Annotated in this window: 12 protein-coding genes; 8 read left to right on the top strand and 4 right to left on the bottom strand. The window is 60.2% G+C overall.

From position 1 onward, the window contains the following. Nucleotides 1–156 precede the first annotated feature (156 nt). The 4 genes from NYR50_RS14950 (at nucleotide 157) to NYR50_RS14935 (ending at nucleotide 6001) form a co-directional block, all read left to right on the top strand. Nucleotides 157–852, top strand: a complete 696-nt coding sequence (locus NYR50_RS14950; RefSeq protein ID WP_418137426.1) for a superoxide dismutase — start codon at nucleotides 157–159, stop codon at nucleotides 850–852. 114 nt (nucleotides 853–966) lie between these two features. Further along, nucleotides 967–1956 (top strand): Bug family tripartite tricarboxylate transporter substrate binding protein, encoded by a 990-nt coding sequence (locus tag NYR50_RS14945; protein WP_418137425.1) that lies wholly within the window; start codon nucleotides 967–969, stop codon nucleotides 1954–1956. Between the two features lie 459 nt (nucleotides 1957–2415). Beyond that, nucleotides 2416–4218: an ABC transporter ATP-binding protein gene (locus tag NYR50_RS14940; RefSeq protein ID WP_418137424.1), complete on the top strand. Its 1803-nt coding sequence runs from the start codon at nucleotides 2416–2418 to the stop codon at nucleotides 4216–4218. Between the two features lie 181 nt (nucleotides 4219–4399). After that, nucleotides 4400–6001 carry an ABC-F family ATP-binding cassette domain-containing protein gene (locus tag NYR50_RS14935; RefSeq protein WP_418137423.1) on the top strand — a complete coding sequence of 534 codons (1602 nt, stop codon included), beginning with the start codon at nucleotides 4400–4402 and terminating at the stop codon, nucleotides 5999–6001. Here the strand turns inward: NYR50_RS14935 and NYR50_RS14930 are convergent. Genes NYR50_RS14930 through NYR50_RS14915 form a run of 4 tightly spaced genes read right to left on the bottom strand, consistent with a single transcriptional unit; the run spans nucleotide 5995 to nucleotide 10587 of the window. Next, the gene (locus NYR50_RS14930) at nucleotides 5995–6945 is read right to left on the bottom strand and encodes a spore coat U domain-containing protein (protein WP_418137422.1); all 951 of its coding nucleotides are present in this window, start codon (nucleotides 6943–6945) and stop codon (nucleotides 5995–5997) included. The two genes, NYR50_RS14935 and NYR50_RS14930, sit on opposite strands and share 7 nt — an antisense overlap. Beyond that, a complete protein-coding gene (locus NYR50_RS14925; RefSeq protein ID WP_418137421.1) occupies nucleotides 6942–9380 on the bottom strand; it encodes a fimbria/pilus outer membrane usher protein in 2439 nt (812 codons plus the stop codon). The genes NYR50_RS14930 and NYR50_RS14925 overlap by 4 nt, the downstream gene beginning before the upstream one ends. Then, nucleotides 9352–10068 (bottom strand): molecular chaperone, encoded by a 717-nt coding sequence (locus NYR50_RS14920; protein WP_006311365.1) that lies wholly within the window; start codon nucleotides 10066–10068, stop codon nucleotides 9352–9354. Before NYR50_RS14920 ends, NYR50_RS14925 begins: the two co-directional genes overlap by 29 nt. Nucleotides 10069–10089: 21 nt before the next feature. Continuing rightward, a complete protein-coding gene (locus NYR50_RS14915) occupies nucleotides 10090–10587 on the bottom strand; it encodes a spore coat U domain-containing protein (RefSeq protein ID WP_035214789.1) in 498 nt (165 codons plus the stop codon). Nucleotides 10588–10949: 362 nt separating this feature from the next. Here NYR50_RS14915 and NYR50_RS14910 point away from each other — a divergent pair, with 362 nt between their 5' ends. The 4 genes from NYR50_RS14910 (at nucleotide 10950) to catB (ending at nucleotide 17308) form a co-directional block, all read left to right on the top strand. Next, nucleotides 10950–13739 (top strand): bifunctional aconitate hydratase 2/2-methylisocitrate dehydratase, encoded by a 2790-nt coding sequence (locus tag NYR50_RS14910; protein WP_418137420.1) that lies wholly within the window; start codon nucleotides 10950–10952, stop codon nucleotides 13737–13739. Nucleotides 13740–14146: 407 nt separating this feature from the next. Beyond that, a complete protein-coding gene (locus NYR50_RS14905) occupies nucleotides 14147–16090 on the top strand; it encodes a methyl-accepting chemotaxis protein (protein ID WP_418137419.1) in 1944 nt (647 codons plus the stop codon). A gap of 201 nt (nucleotides 16091–16291) precedes the next feature. Beyond that, complete coding sequence (locus NYR50_RS14900; protein WP_006311370.1) at nucleotides 16292–16474, top strand: hypothetical protein; 183 nt, start codon at nucleotides 16292–16294, stop codon at nucleotides 16472–16474. Nucleotides 16475–16678: 204 nt separating this feature from the next. After that, the gene (gene catB, locus NYR50_RS14895) at nucleotides 16679–17308 is read left to right on the top strand and encodes a type B chloramphenicol O-acetyltransferase (RefSeq protein WP_418137418.1); all 630 of its coding nucleotides are present in this window, start codon (nucleotides 16679–16681) and stop codon (nucleotides 17306–17308) included. The last annotated feature ends 7 nt before the right edge of the window (nucleotides 17309–17315 follow it).

Below are 17315 nucleotides of genomic sequence, written 5' to 3'. Positions count from 1 at the left end.
GGAGCCCGCATATCTGTCGCCGGCCGGAGTGTGGATCCAGCGCCGCCGATTCCCACCTCCTACCTCCCGAATCTGTGACAGATTTGCGTTCATCGTGAGGAAACTCGGGCGGTAGTTCGGGGTTAGTCCCATATCACCGTTCATGAGGAGGATATGATGGACATCACCAGACGCACCATTCTCACCGCCGGCGCGGCAGCGGCCACCGTTGCGATTTTTCCCCGCCCGCATGTCGCGCAGGCCGCACTGCCTTTGACACAGCCGAAACTTCCCTTTGCCGAGGCCGATCTGGCGCCCGTCATTTCGGCAAGAACGGTCGGCTTGCATTACGGAAAACACCACAAGGCTTATTTCGACAAGCTGAACACGCTTGCGGCCGGCACCCGCTATGCCGACATGGAGCTGGCCGGGATCGTCAAGGAATCCGCCAGGTCGAAGGCGGCGGCGGATGTCAAAATCTTCAACAATGCCGCGCAGGCCTGGAACCATGTCGCCTATTGGGATCAATTCGTTCCCGGCGGACCGAACCGGCCGACGGGTGATCTCGCTGCTTCACTCAACGAGACCTTCGGGGATTATGACGGTTTCATCAAACGCGCGATCGATGTGTCCGACACGGTGTTCGGCACCGGCTGGGTGTGGCTGACGCGCGACGACGACAACAAGCTCGCGCTGACCGGATATGAGGACGGCAACAACCCCGTGGCCGTTGGCCGCCCGGCCTATCTCGGCATCGATATCTGGGAACACGCCTATTACCTCGACTATGAAAACCGCAAGCCCGACCATATCCGCGCCGTGCTCGACAAGCTGGTCAACTGGCGGGTTGTCGAAGAGCGCCTGAAGGCCTGACGGGCTTATGCTGCGTAAAACCTGCCGGGATCGCCCGGCACCCGGCGGGTTGCCCTGATGTGCATTTTAGCTACTATGCGCCGATGGCGAGGAGGCCATGTATAAGGAGGGTTCATGATTTACCGGTCTTCAAAACGGCGCACCGTGTTGAAACTTGCCGCCGCGGCGGTGTCTTTCGGCATGATGGGAATGACTGCGAGTGCCGAGGGCTTTCCCGATCGGACGATCACGCTGGTCGTTCCTTTCGCGGCGGGCGGCTCCACCGACGTGGTAGCGCGTGTCATCGCGCAGAAGATGGGTGACGAACTTGGCCAGCAGATCGTGGTGGAAAATGTCGCCGGAGCCGGTGGCAATCTCGGCGCCGACCGGGTGGCCCGCGCCGAGCCCGATGGTTATACAATCCTGATGGGCACGGTTGCCACCCACGCGCTCAACCCGCTCATCCTCAAGACCAAGCCTTACGATCCGCAAAAGGATTTCGCACCCGTCTCGCTGCTGGTGGTGGTTCCGAATGTGCTGGTGGTTAATCCGAAGCTCAACGTCAACAGCGTCGAGGAGCTGATCGCTCTCCTGAAAGCGGAACCCGATAAATATGCCTATGCCTCTTCCGGCAACGGCACCCCGCTCCATCTTTCCGGCGAGCTGTTCAAGAGCATGGCGGGCGTCAGCATGCAGCATGTGCCCTACAAGGGAGCTGGACCGGCGCTCAACGATCTTCTCGGCAACCAGATTTCAATCATGTTCGACAATCTGCCGTCTTCGTCGGGACATATAAAATCCGGCACCTTGCGGGCGCTCGGCGTCACCACCAAGGAGCGTGCTTCGTCCTTCCCGGATCTGCCAACGATTGCCGAAACCGTACCGGGTTACGAGACCTATACCTGGAATGCGCTCTTCGCACCCGCCGGCACGCAGGCCGATGTGGTCGACAAGCTGAACGCCGCCGCCAAGAAGGCGCTTGCCGATACTGGCGTCGCCGCCCGCATGGCGGAGTTCAGCGCCAAGATCGTCGCCTCTTCGCCGGATGAACTCAAAGACCACGTCGCTGCGGAGATCGCCAAATGGGAACCCGTGGTCAAGAACGCCAATGTGCAGATGGACTGATCGGAAGCGGTAAATCGCCACTTCCGGCTTGCCGCCGCGCGTCCTGTCTTGTTGCGCGGCGGATGATATTGAACTCGAAGATCGTGGCCGGACCCGGGGCGGCCACGATTGCGACGAGCGGTAGGCTGGTGTGTTATTTTGACATCACTTGCCACAAGGTTGCAAAAACCCGCTTGGCAAGCTCGAGCGGCTCAGCTACAAAATACTTCACCGCGTCAGATCGAACAAAGGGAGGCGTTGCATGACATCATCATTCATCAAGACCCTCCCGCAGGGAATGACCCGACACTAGGTCATATCCATTCGCGGCCCGCCTTATGCGCGCCCGACATGCGGTTTTGTTTTCCTTCATAGCCCGATTGATCTGACGGGATCATCTTGTCTCCCGCGCGGGCTGTGCCATCCAACTTCCGTTCTTGAGGACCGGTCGTCCTGTTTCGTGGCGCCGGGCTGGTTAAAATGTCTCGCAAGAAGCTCGATTTCCGCGCCGATGCCTATCGCCATGTGCTCGGCTTTGTTTTCAACCACTGGAGCCACCGAAAGGCGCTCGTGGGTTTCATCATCGTGCTGGTGGTTGCCAGCACGCTCGCCGAAGTCATGGTGCCGGTCTTTTCCGGGCGGATCGTTGACGCCATTGCCGGCGGCAATGGTGGCGCCAATGCGGGTGACGGCGCTCTGCGCGCCTTCGTCATCGTGGTTGCGCTTGGCTTCACCAGCGTTGTGCTGCGCTGGTTCATCTTTAACGGCATCATCCGGCTGACGCTGAAGACCATGGCTGACGTCACCAATAACGGCTTCCACAAGGTGCAGCGTTTCTCCACCGACTGGCACGCCAACAGCTTCGCCGGCTCGACGGTGCGCAAGATCACGCGCGGCATGTGGGCGCTGGATTCGCTCAACGACCTGCTGCTCGTTGCGCTCCTGCCATCCATCGTCATGCTGGTGGGCGCGACCATCGTGCTTGGCAGTTACTGGCCGGTCATGGGCCTGATCGTCGGCCTCGGCTCGCTGATCTATATCGGCGTCACGGTTGGGCTTTCGATGGGTTATGTCTCGCCGGCGGCGCGGCTTGCCAATGCTTGGGACACCCGGCTTGGCGGCGCGCTGGCGGATGCGATCAGCTGCAACGCGGTGGTCAAGGCCTTCGGTGCCGAAACCCGTGAAGAAACGCGGCTTGGTCATGTGCTGGTGAAATGGGACAACCGGACGCGCAGGACCTGGAAACGTGGAACGCTGAACGGCACGATCCAGAGCTTCATGATGGTGTCGATGCAGGCGGGCATCCTCGGCACCGGCCTCATCATGTGGCAGAAGGGTCTGGCGACAGCGGGCGACATCACCTTCGTGCTGGCGATGTTCTTCGTATTGCAGGGTTATCTGCGCGATGTGGGCCAGGATATCCGCAACCTGCAGCGCGCCGTCAACGACATGGAAGAGCTGGTGCTGCTCGACAAGATGCCGCTGGGTGTCGAAGACAGGCCGGACGCCACGCGGATCAATATCGGCAAGGGCGAGATCGTCTTCGATCACGTCACGTTCCAGTATGGCGCGCATGCAACCCCGCTTTATGAGGACTTCTCGGTCACCATCAAGCCGGGCGAGCGTGTGGGTCTGGTGGGTCACTCCGGTTCGGGCAAGACGACCTTCGTCAAGCTCATCCAGCGCCTTTACGACATAAAGGCGGGGGCGATCCGCATCGACGGGCAGAACATCGCCGATGTCACGCAGGCGAGCCTGCGCGGCCAGATCGCCATCGTGCAGCAGGAACCCATCCTGTTCCACCGCACGCTGGCGGAAAACATCGCCTATGGCCGGCCGGATGCCTCGCGTCGGGAGATCGAGCAGGCGGCAAAACAGGCGAGCGCCCATGATTTCATCATGTCCCTGCCGAAGGGTTATGAGACCATGGTGGGCGAACGCGGTGTCAAGCTGTCGGGTGGGGAACGCCAGCGCGTCGCCATCGCCCGCGCCTTCCTGGCCGATGCGCCGGTGCTGATTCTGGACGAGGCAACATCAAGCCTCGACAGCGAAAGCGAAGTGCAGATCCAGCAGGCGATGGAACGGCTGATGGATGGCCGCACCACGCTCGTCATTGCGCACCGTCTTTCCACGGTCCGGGCGCTCGACCGGCTGCTGGTGTTCGACAGGGGCAGGATTGTCGAGGAGGGCGACCATCAGGCGCTGATCCGCCTCCATGACGGCATCTATCGCCGGCTGTTCGAACGGCAGGCGCTGGAACTGACCAAGGGCTTGGTCGCCTGAAAAAACGAAACGCCGGGGGGCATCCTCCCGGCGTTTCCTTCGGAACACTGAACCCACGCCATGAACGCGCCGCTTTGTTCGCGTAAGGGCGTTTTCTCCGCAATACCAACAGGATGGTGCATCATGGATTTCAACCCGATCACAAAGCCGCAACGCCTTGTCATCAGGAGAACCCATATCCATGCCGCATGCCATCACCCTTTCAGACCTCTCGTGGGCAACACCTGACGGTCATCTGCTTTTTTCCGATATCAATCTTCGCTTCGGCTTTGAACGCGTTGGCCTTGTGGGACGCAACGGCGTTGGCAAAACGACGCTTCTGAAGCTGATCGCCGGTGAGCTGCTGCCGTCAACAGGCACGATCTCCGTTTCCGGCAGGATCGGCGTTCTGCGGCAAAGCGTGCAGGTCGGGGAAGATCAAACCATCGCCGACCTGTTCGAGGCGCGCCATGTGCTGCACGTCCTTTCGCGCGCGCAGGCGGGAATGGCAACGCTCGAGGAGCTCGGCGATGTCGACTGGATGCTGGAGGAGAGGATTGCCGAGGCGCTGGCCGGGGTAGGGCTAGATGCATCCCCCGTCACACCGCTTTCCGCGCTCTCTGGCGGACAACGCACACGGGCAGCGCTTGCGGCGCAGATCAACGCCGCGCCTGATTTCCTCATTCTCGACGAACCGACCAACAATCTCGACCGTGCCGGTCGTATGTTCGTTGCCGATTTCCTGGCGGCCTGGCGCGGCGGAGCGATCGTGGTCAGCCATGATCGCGAGCTTCTCGAGACGCTCGATGCCATCGTCGAGATGAACACGCTCGGTGCCATGCGCTATGGCGGCAACTGGAGCCATTATCGCGCGCAAAAGGTGCTGGAACTGGCCGCTGCAGAACAGGACATTGCCAGCGCCGAAAAGCGCCTCTCCGAGGTCAGGAAGAAGTCGCAGGAGGCATTGGAACGCAAGGCGCGCCGTGATGCGAAGGGGGCCGTAAAAGCGGCGAAGGGAGACATGCCGCGCATCGCTGCCGGCGGTATGAAGAGGCGCGCCGAAAAGACGAGCGGGGACAATGCCAATCTCGCCAGCCGCCTGAAAACCGAAGCGGCGGATGATTTGCGGACGGCACGCGAAAGGATCGAAATCCTGCCGGACGTCACCGTCACCTTGCCGCCCAGCGGCTTGCACGCGACTAAAACCGTGCTGAGCCTGCAAGGTCTGACCGCAGGATATTTTCCCGAAAATCCCGTGCTTAAGGATCTGTCCTTCGAGATAACCGGTCCGCAACGGGTCGCCGTCACCGGTCCGAATGGATCGGGAAAAACGACGCTGCTATCGGTGATAACAGGGGATTTGCCACCCTTTGCAGGCAGCGTTTACCTCGGTGTCAGCGCCGCGTTCCTAGATCAGCAGGTCAGCCTGCTGGATGCGACGTTGTCGATCCGCGATAACTTCCTCAGGCTAAACCCGCAATCAGGGGAAAATGCCTGCCGGGCAGCGCTTGCGCGCTTTATGTTCCGTGCGGATGCCGCCTTGCGGATCGTCGGAACACTTTCGGGTGGGCAGACGTTGCGTGCCGGCCTTGCCTGCGTTCTCGGTGGCCCGCAGCCGCCGCAATTGCTGATCCTTGATGAGCCGACGAACCATCTGGATATCGATTCCATTACGGCCGTGGAGGCGGGTCTCAGGGCCTATGACGGCGCCTTGCTGGTCGTCAGCCATGATGAGGCGTTTCTCTCCGGCATCGGTATCGATCGGCGGCTGGAACTTGGCGCCTTACCCCGCGCACGTCAGTAGTTTACCGTCACGACGACGGTATCGGCGTAATTTCCGGGTGCCGGTGTATTCTGCGCCGGCACGCGCCCAAAGACGGTCAAAGTCTGCAGGCTGCCGTTTCCAGTGCCCGTGGCGATTTGCCCGGCGGCGCTTCCCCACACATTGGTGCGGCTTACATCGCGATAGAGGCCGTAGGTGATCGACGCCGCACCCTGCACCATCTGGCGCGCGGCGGGCGGGCTGTTGCTCAGGCCGCCATTCAGCGCCACGCTGTAGTTCAGTCCATTGGTGCAGGTGAGATTGATGGCGCCATTCGCATCGACCGCCGTGTTGAGTACGCCGTGACTGCCGAAGTTGATGTTTTGGGCCGAGATGATGCAGGTGGGCGCCACCGCGGCGCTTACGGTGAAAGGTACCTGCGTTGGGTTTTGGGTGACGGAGGAACAGCTGGGCGCCAGGAGCGTGTAGCTTGTATAGGTGAAGTTGGTCTCGCCGCCGGCAAAGCTGGAAAGATAAAGGCCGCGTGCCGCAGAGGCCTGGCTCGCATTGATCCTGCCGTAAACCGTGCGGGTCGTGGTGTTGATCAGCAGCGGCAATGCCATATCGATCGGTGGCGGTGAGCCGAGCGCCGGCTGGGTGACCGATCCCCAGGAGGTTGTTCGGGCAGAGTTCTGATAGAGCTGGTAATTGAGGATGTTGCTGCCCTGGAGCATCCGGCGGATGCCGCCTGACTGTCCGCCGCTGCCGGCATTGATGTTGGGGCAGATGCGAATGGAAAGCGCCAGCGACAACGGGTTGTTGCAGGTCACCGACAATGTCGCCGTGGTGTCCACGGCTGCGCCGCCCGCGAGGTTGACGAAGCCGAAATTCATGTCCGACATGCTGAAGGTGCAGCTTTGCGCCAGAACGGGGGAGGCGGCGAAAGAGGCGGCGATGGCGAGCGCAGCGCGGATCAGGACTTTCATTGAACGCTCCTGCAGAGGGTTTCGAGAGTGGTGCGTTCAGCGCCTGCGGTGGAAACGGTGATCTCGGCCTCGCATTTTCCCCTGGTGGGTTGCGTGATGCTGAGCCGATGGGTCTCGCCGATATTGTCGAGATAGGCCTGTCCGTCATAGCCGACGATGAACTCGCGCTTGCCGTCGATCGTGCCGGTTGATCCGGTTTCGATGAAGTCGCCACTTTCCGTCTTCAAGGTCACCAGCGCCACCTGGCCCTCGGTTTCCACCTTGAAATTGACGACCGCGCCGGCGCGCTCGGTCGGTCGCACTGTCTGTTTCGTGTGGTCGATGCGGGCATCGACCGGCAGGTTGCTGGGGTCGAGCGTGATGTTATTGATGTCGTAGGAGCGCAGGTTCGGCAGCAATATCTTGCCGCGGCGGTTCGTCTGGCCGATCGGGCGGTTTTCCAGGAGGATATCGACACCGGGTGCGCCCGCATCCACGACGGCGAAGGCGTCATCGATCCGGTTGCCGATAAAGACATCGCCGCCGGCGACCGCGATCGATCCTTCGATCTGGGCATAGGCCTGTGTCGTGCGGTTGAACTGGTCGACACCGGCCGAAACGCGTGCGGCACTGCCGCGATAGCTGCCGGATGCGGAGGCGACATCATTGCCGCCAAGCGCGCCGCGCAGCCGCCAGCCGTAACTTCCCTCTGCCTGTTCTTCGGATTTCACGACCTCAGCCGTCAGGGAATATCCATCGGCATTGGAGGACATGCCGGCGGAGCCCGAGACGCCGCCACCGAAAGACCAGGAGAGGCCGGCAAAAATGCCGTAGGAGTTGCTGTCTTCAAGGTCCTTATAGGCGGTGATGAAGATATTACCGTTTTCGCCAAATGGCCGCGTGGCGGAGAGACCGAGAAGGCGGGATCGGCGCTCATCGAAGGTTTCGAGCTGGGTGTAGGAGAAGTTCAGGCTTGTCTCATCAAATCCGAGCGGCGTGGAAACGGAAATCTGGTCGAGGGCGCGCGGCGGCCGCACGCTGAGCAGCCCTGAAATCGGCTGTATTTTCGACGTATTGGCGGAGACGGATGCCATGTCGTTATAGTCACCGAACGCTCGTTGCGATCGCGCGTTAAGTCTCACCCCGAGCAGTTCGGCCTCGACGCTTGCGGAAATCTGATAGCCGCTTTCATCGCCGAAATGGCTCGATGCGCCGGAAAGTGCTGCCAATCCATGGGCTCCGAGCGTGAAAACACCGCCGAGGCCGATATTGTAGAAATCCTCGCCGCCTTCCGCATGGCCTTCGACCGTGAACCCCTCCGATACGCCGTAACGCACCGTCGCCGATCCGAGCAGCCTGTCGTCATAATCGAAAGACGACGTTCCGTAATCGCGCCGGGCAAAACCGAGTTCGGCTGAGAAATCGACGAGACCCTGTGCCAGCAGGTCGGGCGAGGTATAAAACGGCGTTTCCGACACGATTTCACGGCCGAGCGCATCCCGCACCACCAGCCTCGCATTGCCTGCGCCACTGATGACGGGAAGATTGGTGATGGAGAAGGGGCCTTCCGGCACATCCTGCGACAGGCGGCGGATATTGTTGACGTAGACATCAACCGTGGAGGGCACCGCGGCGGAACCGGCAAATTCGGGCATGGGCATGGTGACGATATCCGGCCGCAGATCGAAATTCCGGCGGATTTGCAGGCCGCCCAGCCGGGTCGGCCGGGTCCAGCTCAGGCCGCCAGTGATCAGGTCACCGGCCCGATAGGTCGTCAGTGTTTCTTCATTCGAATAGCTCCAGGTGGTATCGAGGCGCTGGGTGTCGAATTCCGACAGGCGCGACGTGCTCAGAACCTGGGACGAGGACAATACGCCGAGCGGGCCGAAGACCCGGCTTTCCAGAAGGGCGGAAACGCCGTTGAAATCGGCGATGTCAGACCATGTGCCACCGCCTGACGAGCCATAGATCGTGTAATTCACCAGACCTCCAAAGTTGCTCGTGGCCTTCTCCCCGGTCTCGTCGTCTTCTTCGTTCGTGCTTTTGCCAGAGGCGTCGATCACCTTGTTCGCCCGCGCCGCCATGGGCAGGGTGAAATGCACGGACTGGGTGCTTTCATCGTAACGCGCCGTCACCTCGGGCAGCCGGCAGACATCGATCCAGCCATCCGCACTGACCGCGCTCTCGACCGGGGAAATTCCGATATTCTTCAGCTGATCCGGCTCGATGAGAAGCGATCCGGCGTCGTTTTGGCGAAATGTGGCGATCAGGTCCGTCGAAACATCATTGATGTAGACTTCGAGCTGCAATTGTCCCGCTTCTCCTGCGGCAAAAGAAGGCGCTTCTGCCGCAGGGGGAATATCCTGCGCCATGGAGAAACTGCCCGAAAAAAAGACCGTCAAACCGGCAATCGTCAAAACGGCAAGGTCAGCCGCCCGAGACGCGCGCCGTCGCATTGACGGGGCCGCCTTCGCTGTCTGCCGAAATCTTCAGCGTGCCGCCGGCCTTGCCGCCCGTCGCCGGAACGAGGAAGGTTGCCGCGGATTTGCCAAGCACATAACCCACGAGGCCCTGCTGCCGGCCAATTGGCTGGCCGTTGCCGCCTGACAGTATCAGGTTGGCGATCCTGATGCGCCTTTCGCCTGCGTTCGACACCGAGACCTTGTAACCCTTGCCCTGCGGCGTCACCTTCCAGACCGGCTCTGCGTCACCGGTGGAAGCGGGCGAGAAGAAAACGGGTATGGAGTGGCGGACCACCAGATTGACGGTGCCGGATTGCGGTTTTCCCGCCGGCGGCAATTCGTCGACGATGATGCGGTAACTTTCCTCCGCCCTGACGGGTGTTTTGGAAAGCCGGACGATGCGGATTAGATTTTCCGCCCCACCCTTCAGCTGCGTCATCGGCGGGCTGGCGACGACGTCGTTTACCGCCGTGTAGACATCCTGGCCGTTCTGCTGGGTCCAGCGGAAAATCCGGACCTGCACGTTGATCGGGGTTTTTGCATCGTTCCAGATGCGAAGGCTGGAGGCCGCTGTCGGGGCCTTGAGATCGAGAAGAACGGGGGCGACCCGCAAGGATGCAGCCTGTGAAGGTGAGACACTCAAACCGGCAAAAAACGCAGCCGCTAAGGTAAAAAGACGCATGCGCGATCCTCCCTATGGCGATCAGTAATTGAGCGTGGCCGTCACCGTATCGGTATAGACGCCGACCGCGGGTGTCGTCTGGGCAGGTACGCGCCCAAAGACAGTGAAGTTTTGCGGTGCCCCGGTTCCCGTGCCCGTTTGCCGGTCCGTTCCCACGGTATTTCCCCATACCGTGCTATGTGCCGCAGTCGTATAGAGCGAGTAGGAAATGGTCGCACCCGCAGCCGACGTCATCAGCCGGTTGGCAACCGTCGCGCCCGAGCCGGCGCCGGCGCTGAGGCCGAGGCTGAAGGGCGTGCTGGCCGTACATTGCACGACGATCTGACTGGTGACGTCGATCGGGGCGCCGATCACGCCGTTGGTCCCGAAATCGAGATTGCCGGCCGAGTTGATCTGGCATGCCGCCTGAATGGTGATCTGGACGTTGAAATTCGTCGTGGCGACCTGCGCAAGGCCTGAAGCCGGTGTGAGGACCAGTGCCGCCAGCGATAACAAGTAGCTTGATGCCGAAAACCTCATGCTGCCTCCCAAGCTGTCGTGCTGCCGATTGGCCATGCACGGCATCGAATTACGCCAATAGCGGGTAATTAGAATAAGCTAATACTCGCGCCGATTTGGTTAATAATTTATTAACGGCGAGAACCGGAAAACTTCCGGGTGAAATGCGCTATCGGTTGCAACTTTATGCAGGCTTGCAGGAGCCTTCTCGCAAGATCGGGTAACCGGCTTTTTATCGATCTACGAGTTCTTTACCGGAGTGCGGCATCTTGTCAGCCGGCCCGGGTTGGCGTAGTCGAAAACGACAGAAACCCGGGGCTATCGATGCCACCGTCCGGTGGCGTTGTGTTTGGCTCCATAGACACCATGACGTTGGGATTGCGATGAACCTTTACCTGGATTACCTGGCTGAAATCAAAAGCAGAGAAACACTGGGTCTCGCGCCCAAACCCATCGATGACGGCGCTCTGACGGCCGAAATCATCGAGCTCATCAAGGATGCCAGCAGCGAATATCGCGCCGATGCGCTGAAATTCTTCATCTACAACACCCTGCCGGGCACCACGAGTGCTGCCGGCGTCAAGGCTGCCTTCCTGAAGCAGATCATCCTTGGTGAAGTGCTGGTGCCGGAAATCACGCCTTCCTTCGCGCTGGAGCTGCTGTCACACATGAAGGGCGGTCCGTCGATCAAGGTGTTGCTCGATGTCGCGCTCGGCGACGATGCCGCGATCGCCGCCAAGGCGGGTGAAGTTCTGAAGACGCAGGTCTTCCTCTACGACGCTGACATGTTCCGCCTGCGTGATGCCTACAAGGCAGGCAGCGCCATCGCCAGAGACGTTCTCGAAAGCTACGCCAAGGCCGAATTCTTCACCAAGCTTCCCGATGTCGACGATGAGATCAAGATCGTCACCTTCATCGCCGCCGAAGGCGATATTTCCACCGACCTTCTGTCGCCCGGCAACCAGGCGCATTCGCGCTCCGACCGTCAGCTGCACGGCCAGTGTATGATCTCGCCGGAAGCGCAGGCGCAAATCGTCGCGCTGCAGCAGCAGCACCCCGACAAACGGGTGATGTTGATCGCCGAAAAGGGCACGATGGGCGTCGGCTCGTCGCGCATGTCGGGCGTCAACAACGTGGCGCTGTGGACCGGCAAGCAGGCCAGCCCCTATGTACCTTTCGTGAATTACGCGCCGATCGTTGCCGGCACCAACGGCATTTCGCCGATCTTCGCGACCACCGTCGACGTGACGGGCGGTATCGGCATCAACCTCAAGAACTGGGTGAAGAAGCTCGGTGAAGACGGCAAGCCGATCCTCAACAATGACGGCAATCCGATCCTCGAGCAGAAATATTCGGTCGAGACCGGCACGGTCCTCAAGATCGACGCCAAGAACCGCAAGCTGCGCGACGAGAACGGCACCGAATTGGTGGACCTCGCTTCTTCCTTCACGCCGCAGAAGATGGAATTCATGAAGGCCGGCAGCTCTTACGCTATCGTCTTCGGCAAGAAGCTCCAGACATTCGCGGCTCAGACGCTCGGCGTCGAGGCGACCCCAGTCTTTGCACCGAACAAGGAAATTTCGATCGAAGGCCAGGGCCTCACCGCCGTCGAGAAGATCTTCAACCGCAATGCCGTCGGCGTCACCCCCGGCAAGGTGCTGCATGCCGGCTCGGACGTTCGCGTCAAGGTCAACATCGTCGGTTCGCAGGATACGACCGGTCTGATGACCGCGCAGGAACTGGAAGCGATGGCGGCCACCGTCATTTCGCCGCTGGTTGACGGCGCCTACCAGTCGGGCTGCCACACCGCTTCCGTGTGGGACAAGAAGGCGCAGGCCAACACGCCGAAGCTCATGTCCTTCATGCACAATTTCGGCGTCATCACCGGCCGTGACCCGAAGGGCGTCTATCATTCGATGACGGACGTGATCCACAAGGTGCTAAACGACATCACCGTGGACGATCGGGCGATCATCATCGGCGGCGACAGCCATACCCGCATGTCCAAGGGCGTGGCCTTCGGTGCGGATTCCGGCACCGTCGCGCTGGCGCTCGCTACGGGCGAGGCGACCATGCCGATCCCGCAATCGGTCAAGGTCACCTTCAAGGGCACGATGCAGCCTTACATGGACTTCCGCGACGTGGTGCATGCCACCCAGGCGCAGATGCTTCAGCAGCACGGCGACAACGTCTTCCAGGGCCGCATCATCGAAGTCCACATCGGCACGCTGCTCGCCGACCAGGCCTTCACCTTCACCGACTGGACGGCCGAAATGAAGGCCAAGGCGTCGATCTGCATTTCCGAGGACGAGACGCTGATCGAGTCGCTCGAAATCGCCAAGTCGCGCATCCAGATCATGATCGACAAGGGCATGGACAATGCCGCCCAGACACTCAAGGGCCTGATTGACAAGGCGGATCAGCGTATTGCCGAAATCCGCTCAGGTGAAACGCCAGCGCTGAAGCCAGACGCCAACGCGAAATATTTCGCGGAAGTCGTCGTCGATCTCGACATCATCAACGAACCGATGATCGCCGACCCTGATGTCAACAACAACGACGTCTCCAGGCGCTACACGCACGACACGATCCGCCCCGTTTCCTATTACGGCGCGACCAAGAAGGTCGATCTCGGTTTCGTCGGTTCGTGCATGGTGCATAAGGGCGACGTGAAGATCGTTGCGCAGATGCTGCGCAACATGGAGAAGACCGAAGGCAAGGTCGAGTTCAAGGCACCGCTCGTCGTTGCCGCACCGACCTACAACATCATTGATGAGCTGAAGGCGGAAGGGGATTGGGAAATCCTGCAGAAATACTCCGGCTTCGAATTCGATGACGTCAACCCGAAGACCTCGAACCGTACCGAATACGAAAACATCCTCTATCTGGAGCGTCCCGGCTGCAACCTGTGCATGGGCAACCAGGAGAAGGCGGCAAAGGGCGATACGGTTCTCGCGACCTCGACCCGTCTCTTCCAGGGCCGTGTCGTGGAAGACAGCGCCGAGAAGAAGGGTGAATCGCTCCTGGCTTCCACCCCGGTTGTGGTGCTCTCGGCAATTCTCGGCCGCACGCCGAGCATTGAGGAGTATCGCTCAGCCGTCGAAGGGATCGACCTGACGAAGTTCGCCCCGCCGAAGACAACGCCGATCGATTCCCAGTCGGTGCATTACTAAGCACCGGATTTCGCAGGCCTCGGCCTGCGAATGCGGGCTCGCCTACTGGCATCAGATGAATGAACGCAGCGGAAATCGATTTCCGCTGCGTTTTCATTTGTATGGAGAAGATTTTTTATCATTTGGTTTAGCGGTTAAAACCGGTTTTGCCTGCCGAATTGTCAGCACTTGCATAGCCCGGGTAACACTTCATTTAGTGATTTCGTGAAATCTAAAATACGCAGGTTCCAAGGTTTCATCCGGAGCCGGTAGAACAAGCGGAGCCACCTTGAGCTGCCCCAGCGGCGGTTCAAAAGGCATCCGCTTGTCGCCCTATGAGGAGGGGCAACAGCTACCCGCGATGTTTCATCATATGGTTCCCGGCCGCCCTAATCGACGGCTGGAGAGCGCTTGCCTTGAGGCCATTCATGTCTTTCCTGAAGAATACCAAGATAAAAACGAAGGTCGTTTTTGTCATTTCGTTGATGAGCCTGATGTCGCTTTCCGGAATAAGCTACGTCAGCCTGCAATATAAAAAAACCGACGCCGTCTATAGCGATTTCATCGGCCATGAGGCACTTGCTGCGGTGCTGAACGCCAGAACCAGCGGCAATCTCAACGCGCTCGGCATGCAGATGCTGCGCGCCAGCCTCAACGACCCGGCGAGCAGCGATTTCGAAGCGGCGGTCAAGACATTCAGGGCGGATCGCAAACAGCTCGAAGAGCGCCAGAACAAGATCATGGAGTTGGTGCCGGCGCGCACGGATGCCGCCCGCGACATCCTCAAGGGTGTTGTCGAGGTCGAAGAGATTGGCAACCAGGTCATCACCCTCATGCAGGCGGGCAAGCAGGCCGAAGCGCAGCAGATGGCGCTCAACGTGCTCAGGAAAATAACCGAGGTCTCGCCGAAAATCAGTGCGGGCAACGAGCAGCTCATCCAGGTCATGAATGACGGCAGGGAGCGGCTGACGGCGAGCACCAATACGACGATCTGGACGGGTCTCATCACCCTCGGACTGGTGTCTCTCGCCCTGATTGCGCTTGGTCTGCTGGTCTCGTCGCGCGGCATTACCACGCCTATTGCACGGCTTCGCGCCCGGATGGAATCGCTCGCCGCCGGTGATACCGCAAGCGAGATCGACGGCATGGACCGCAGGGATGAAGTCGGCCAGATGGCCGCCACCGTTCAGGCCTTCCGCGAAAACGCCATCGCGCGCGTGCGGCTCGAGAATGAGACCGAAGCCAACCGGTCCATGTCTGAAAAGGATCGGATCGAACGCGAAAAACAGAAGGCGCAGGAGGCCGCCGACGTTCAGTTCGCAGTCAATAACCTCGCCACGGCGCTGTCCAGGATTGCTGAAGGTGACGTGACCTACCGCATTGCCCAGCCTTTCGTGCCAAATCTTGATGGTATTCGCGGCGACTTCAACAGGGCTGCGGAACAGCTGCAGTCAACGCTGACCCAGGTGGCACAGAATGCGCGCGGCATCGATGCCGGCGCCAACGAGATCAGATCCGCCGCGGACGATCTCGCCAGACGCACGGAGCAGCAAGCTGCGGCGGTTGAAGAAACAGCAGCGGCTCTGGAAGAAATCACCACGACGGTAAAGGATTCCACCAAGCGGGCGCAGGAAGCCGGCCACCTCGTTGGCCGCGCGAAGATCGGTGCGGAGAAATCCGGAGAAGTGGTTCAGAAGGCCGTCTCCGCCATGGAGCAGATCGCGACCTCCGCCAATGAGATTTCCAACATTATCGGCGTCATCGACGAGATTGCCTTCCAGACGAACCTTCTGGCGCTGAATGCCGGCGTGGAAGCGGCCCGTGCGGGCGACGCGGGCAAAGGCTTTGCTGTCGTCGCGCAGGAGGTTCGCGAACTGGCGCAGCGTTCCGCCAATGCGGCCAAGGAGATCAAGAACCTGATCACGACGTCGAACGGGCAGGTTCAGCAGGGCGTGCAACTGGTTGGCGAAACGGGCAAGGCGCTGGAACTGATCGTGACGGAAGTGCAGGAAATCAACCGGCACGTCGCCGCCATTTCGGAATCGGCTCAGGAGCAATCCTCCGGCCTGCAGCAGATCAATACTGCTGTGAACCAGATGGATCAGGACACCCAGAAGAATGCCGCCATGGTGGAAGAAAGCACGGCGGCAAGCCATGGCCTTGCCCGCGAGGCATCGTCGCTCAACCGGCTGATTGCGCAGTTCAAGCTCTCTGAAGCGGGTTATGCGGAGACCGCAGCACCCATGCGCACGGCATCGGCGGCCGACAGGCCGGCTGCTTCGCCCGCGCGCGCCCTCGGTGGAAGGATCAGGGCTGCGTTTTCCGGCAACGCGGCGTTGAATACCGCAGCGAACAACTGGGAGGAGTTCTGATTCTCACCCGCTTTCAGCCCTTGCGTCCGGCAGGGTGATGAGGGCATCGTTTCAGACATGGACACCGGGGATCAGGCTCTGATCTCCTGTGTTCTGCTTTTCACCCTGCGCCAGCGCCGATCTCGTACCCTGTTCTTTGCCTTTTGTATTCACGCCCGCTAGGTTCATCGCAACTGTCTGCAATACGTCTGAGGGTGAGCCATGATCGCGGCCTATATCGATGAATTCATCATGTTCTGCGCTGGCCTGTGGATGACGCTGGTGGGCTTCGGTTATCTGGCTCTCTCTAAAAACCCCGCTTACCAGCCGCGGGTGGTGCGTCATTTCAAATGGATGGGGCCGATGCTGATCGGGATCGCGGTCATTCTGGCCATGGCGTCGTGAGGCCCGACGACCGTTCTGCGGCAGCGCTTGGCCTTCGGCGTATTTTGGGCTAACCATGAGCCATGATTAAAGCCTCGAGTATCACCTGCATCTAGCTCCCGCCTGAGCGCGAGGAGCATCCGGCGCGAAACCGGTCGGTTTTGCGCTTGGCGTATGCTTGCCTGAAGGCAAGCGAATGCGAACAGATGCAGTGAGATTATTTCAATGGAAAACTATTTCGAAAGCCCGTTCCGGGGCATTACGCTCGACAAGCAGGTGAAGAGCCCGAACCTGGTGGTCGGAAAATACAGCTATTATTCCGGCTATTACCACGGCCACAGTTTCGAGGATTGCGCCCGGTATCTGTTGCCGGATGAGGGCGCGGACAGGCTGGTGATCGGCAGCTTCTGCTCGATCGGTTCGGGCGCCGCCTTCATCATGGCGGGCAATCAGGGCCACCGCAACGAATGGATCAGTACCTTCCCGTTCTTCTTCATGCCGGAGGTGCCGGAATTCGAGAATGCCGCCAACGGTTATCTGCCGGCGGGCGACACCGTCATCGGCAACGATGTCTGGATCGGTTCGGAAGCGATCATCATGCCCGGCATCACCGTCGGCGATGGCGCGGTGATCGGAACGCGGGCGTTGGTGACGAAGGACGTCGAGCCCTACGCCATCGTCGGCGGCAATCCCGCAAAAACGATCCGCAAGCGGTTTGACGACGATAGCATCGCCCTGCTGCTCGAGATGAAATGGTGGGACTGGCCGGCGGAACGGCTGAAAGCTGCAATGCCACTGATGACCAGTGGCAATGTCGCGGCGCTCTATCGTTTCTGGCTGTCCGATAGCCTCTAGCGGTAAA

The organism is Agrobacterium sp. El2ro-1b (genome assembly GCF_048298475.1).
GTDB classification, from domain to species: domain Bacteria; phylum Pseudomonadota; class Alphaproteobacteria; order Rhizobiales; family Rhizobiaceae; genus Agrobacterium; species Agrobacterium fabrum.
This window is presented reverse-complemented; position numbering and strand designations above follow the sequence as displayed.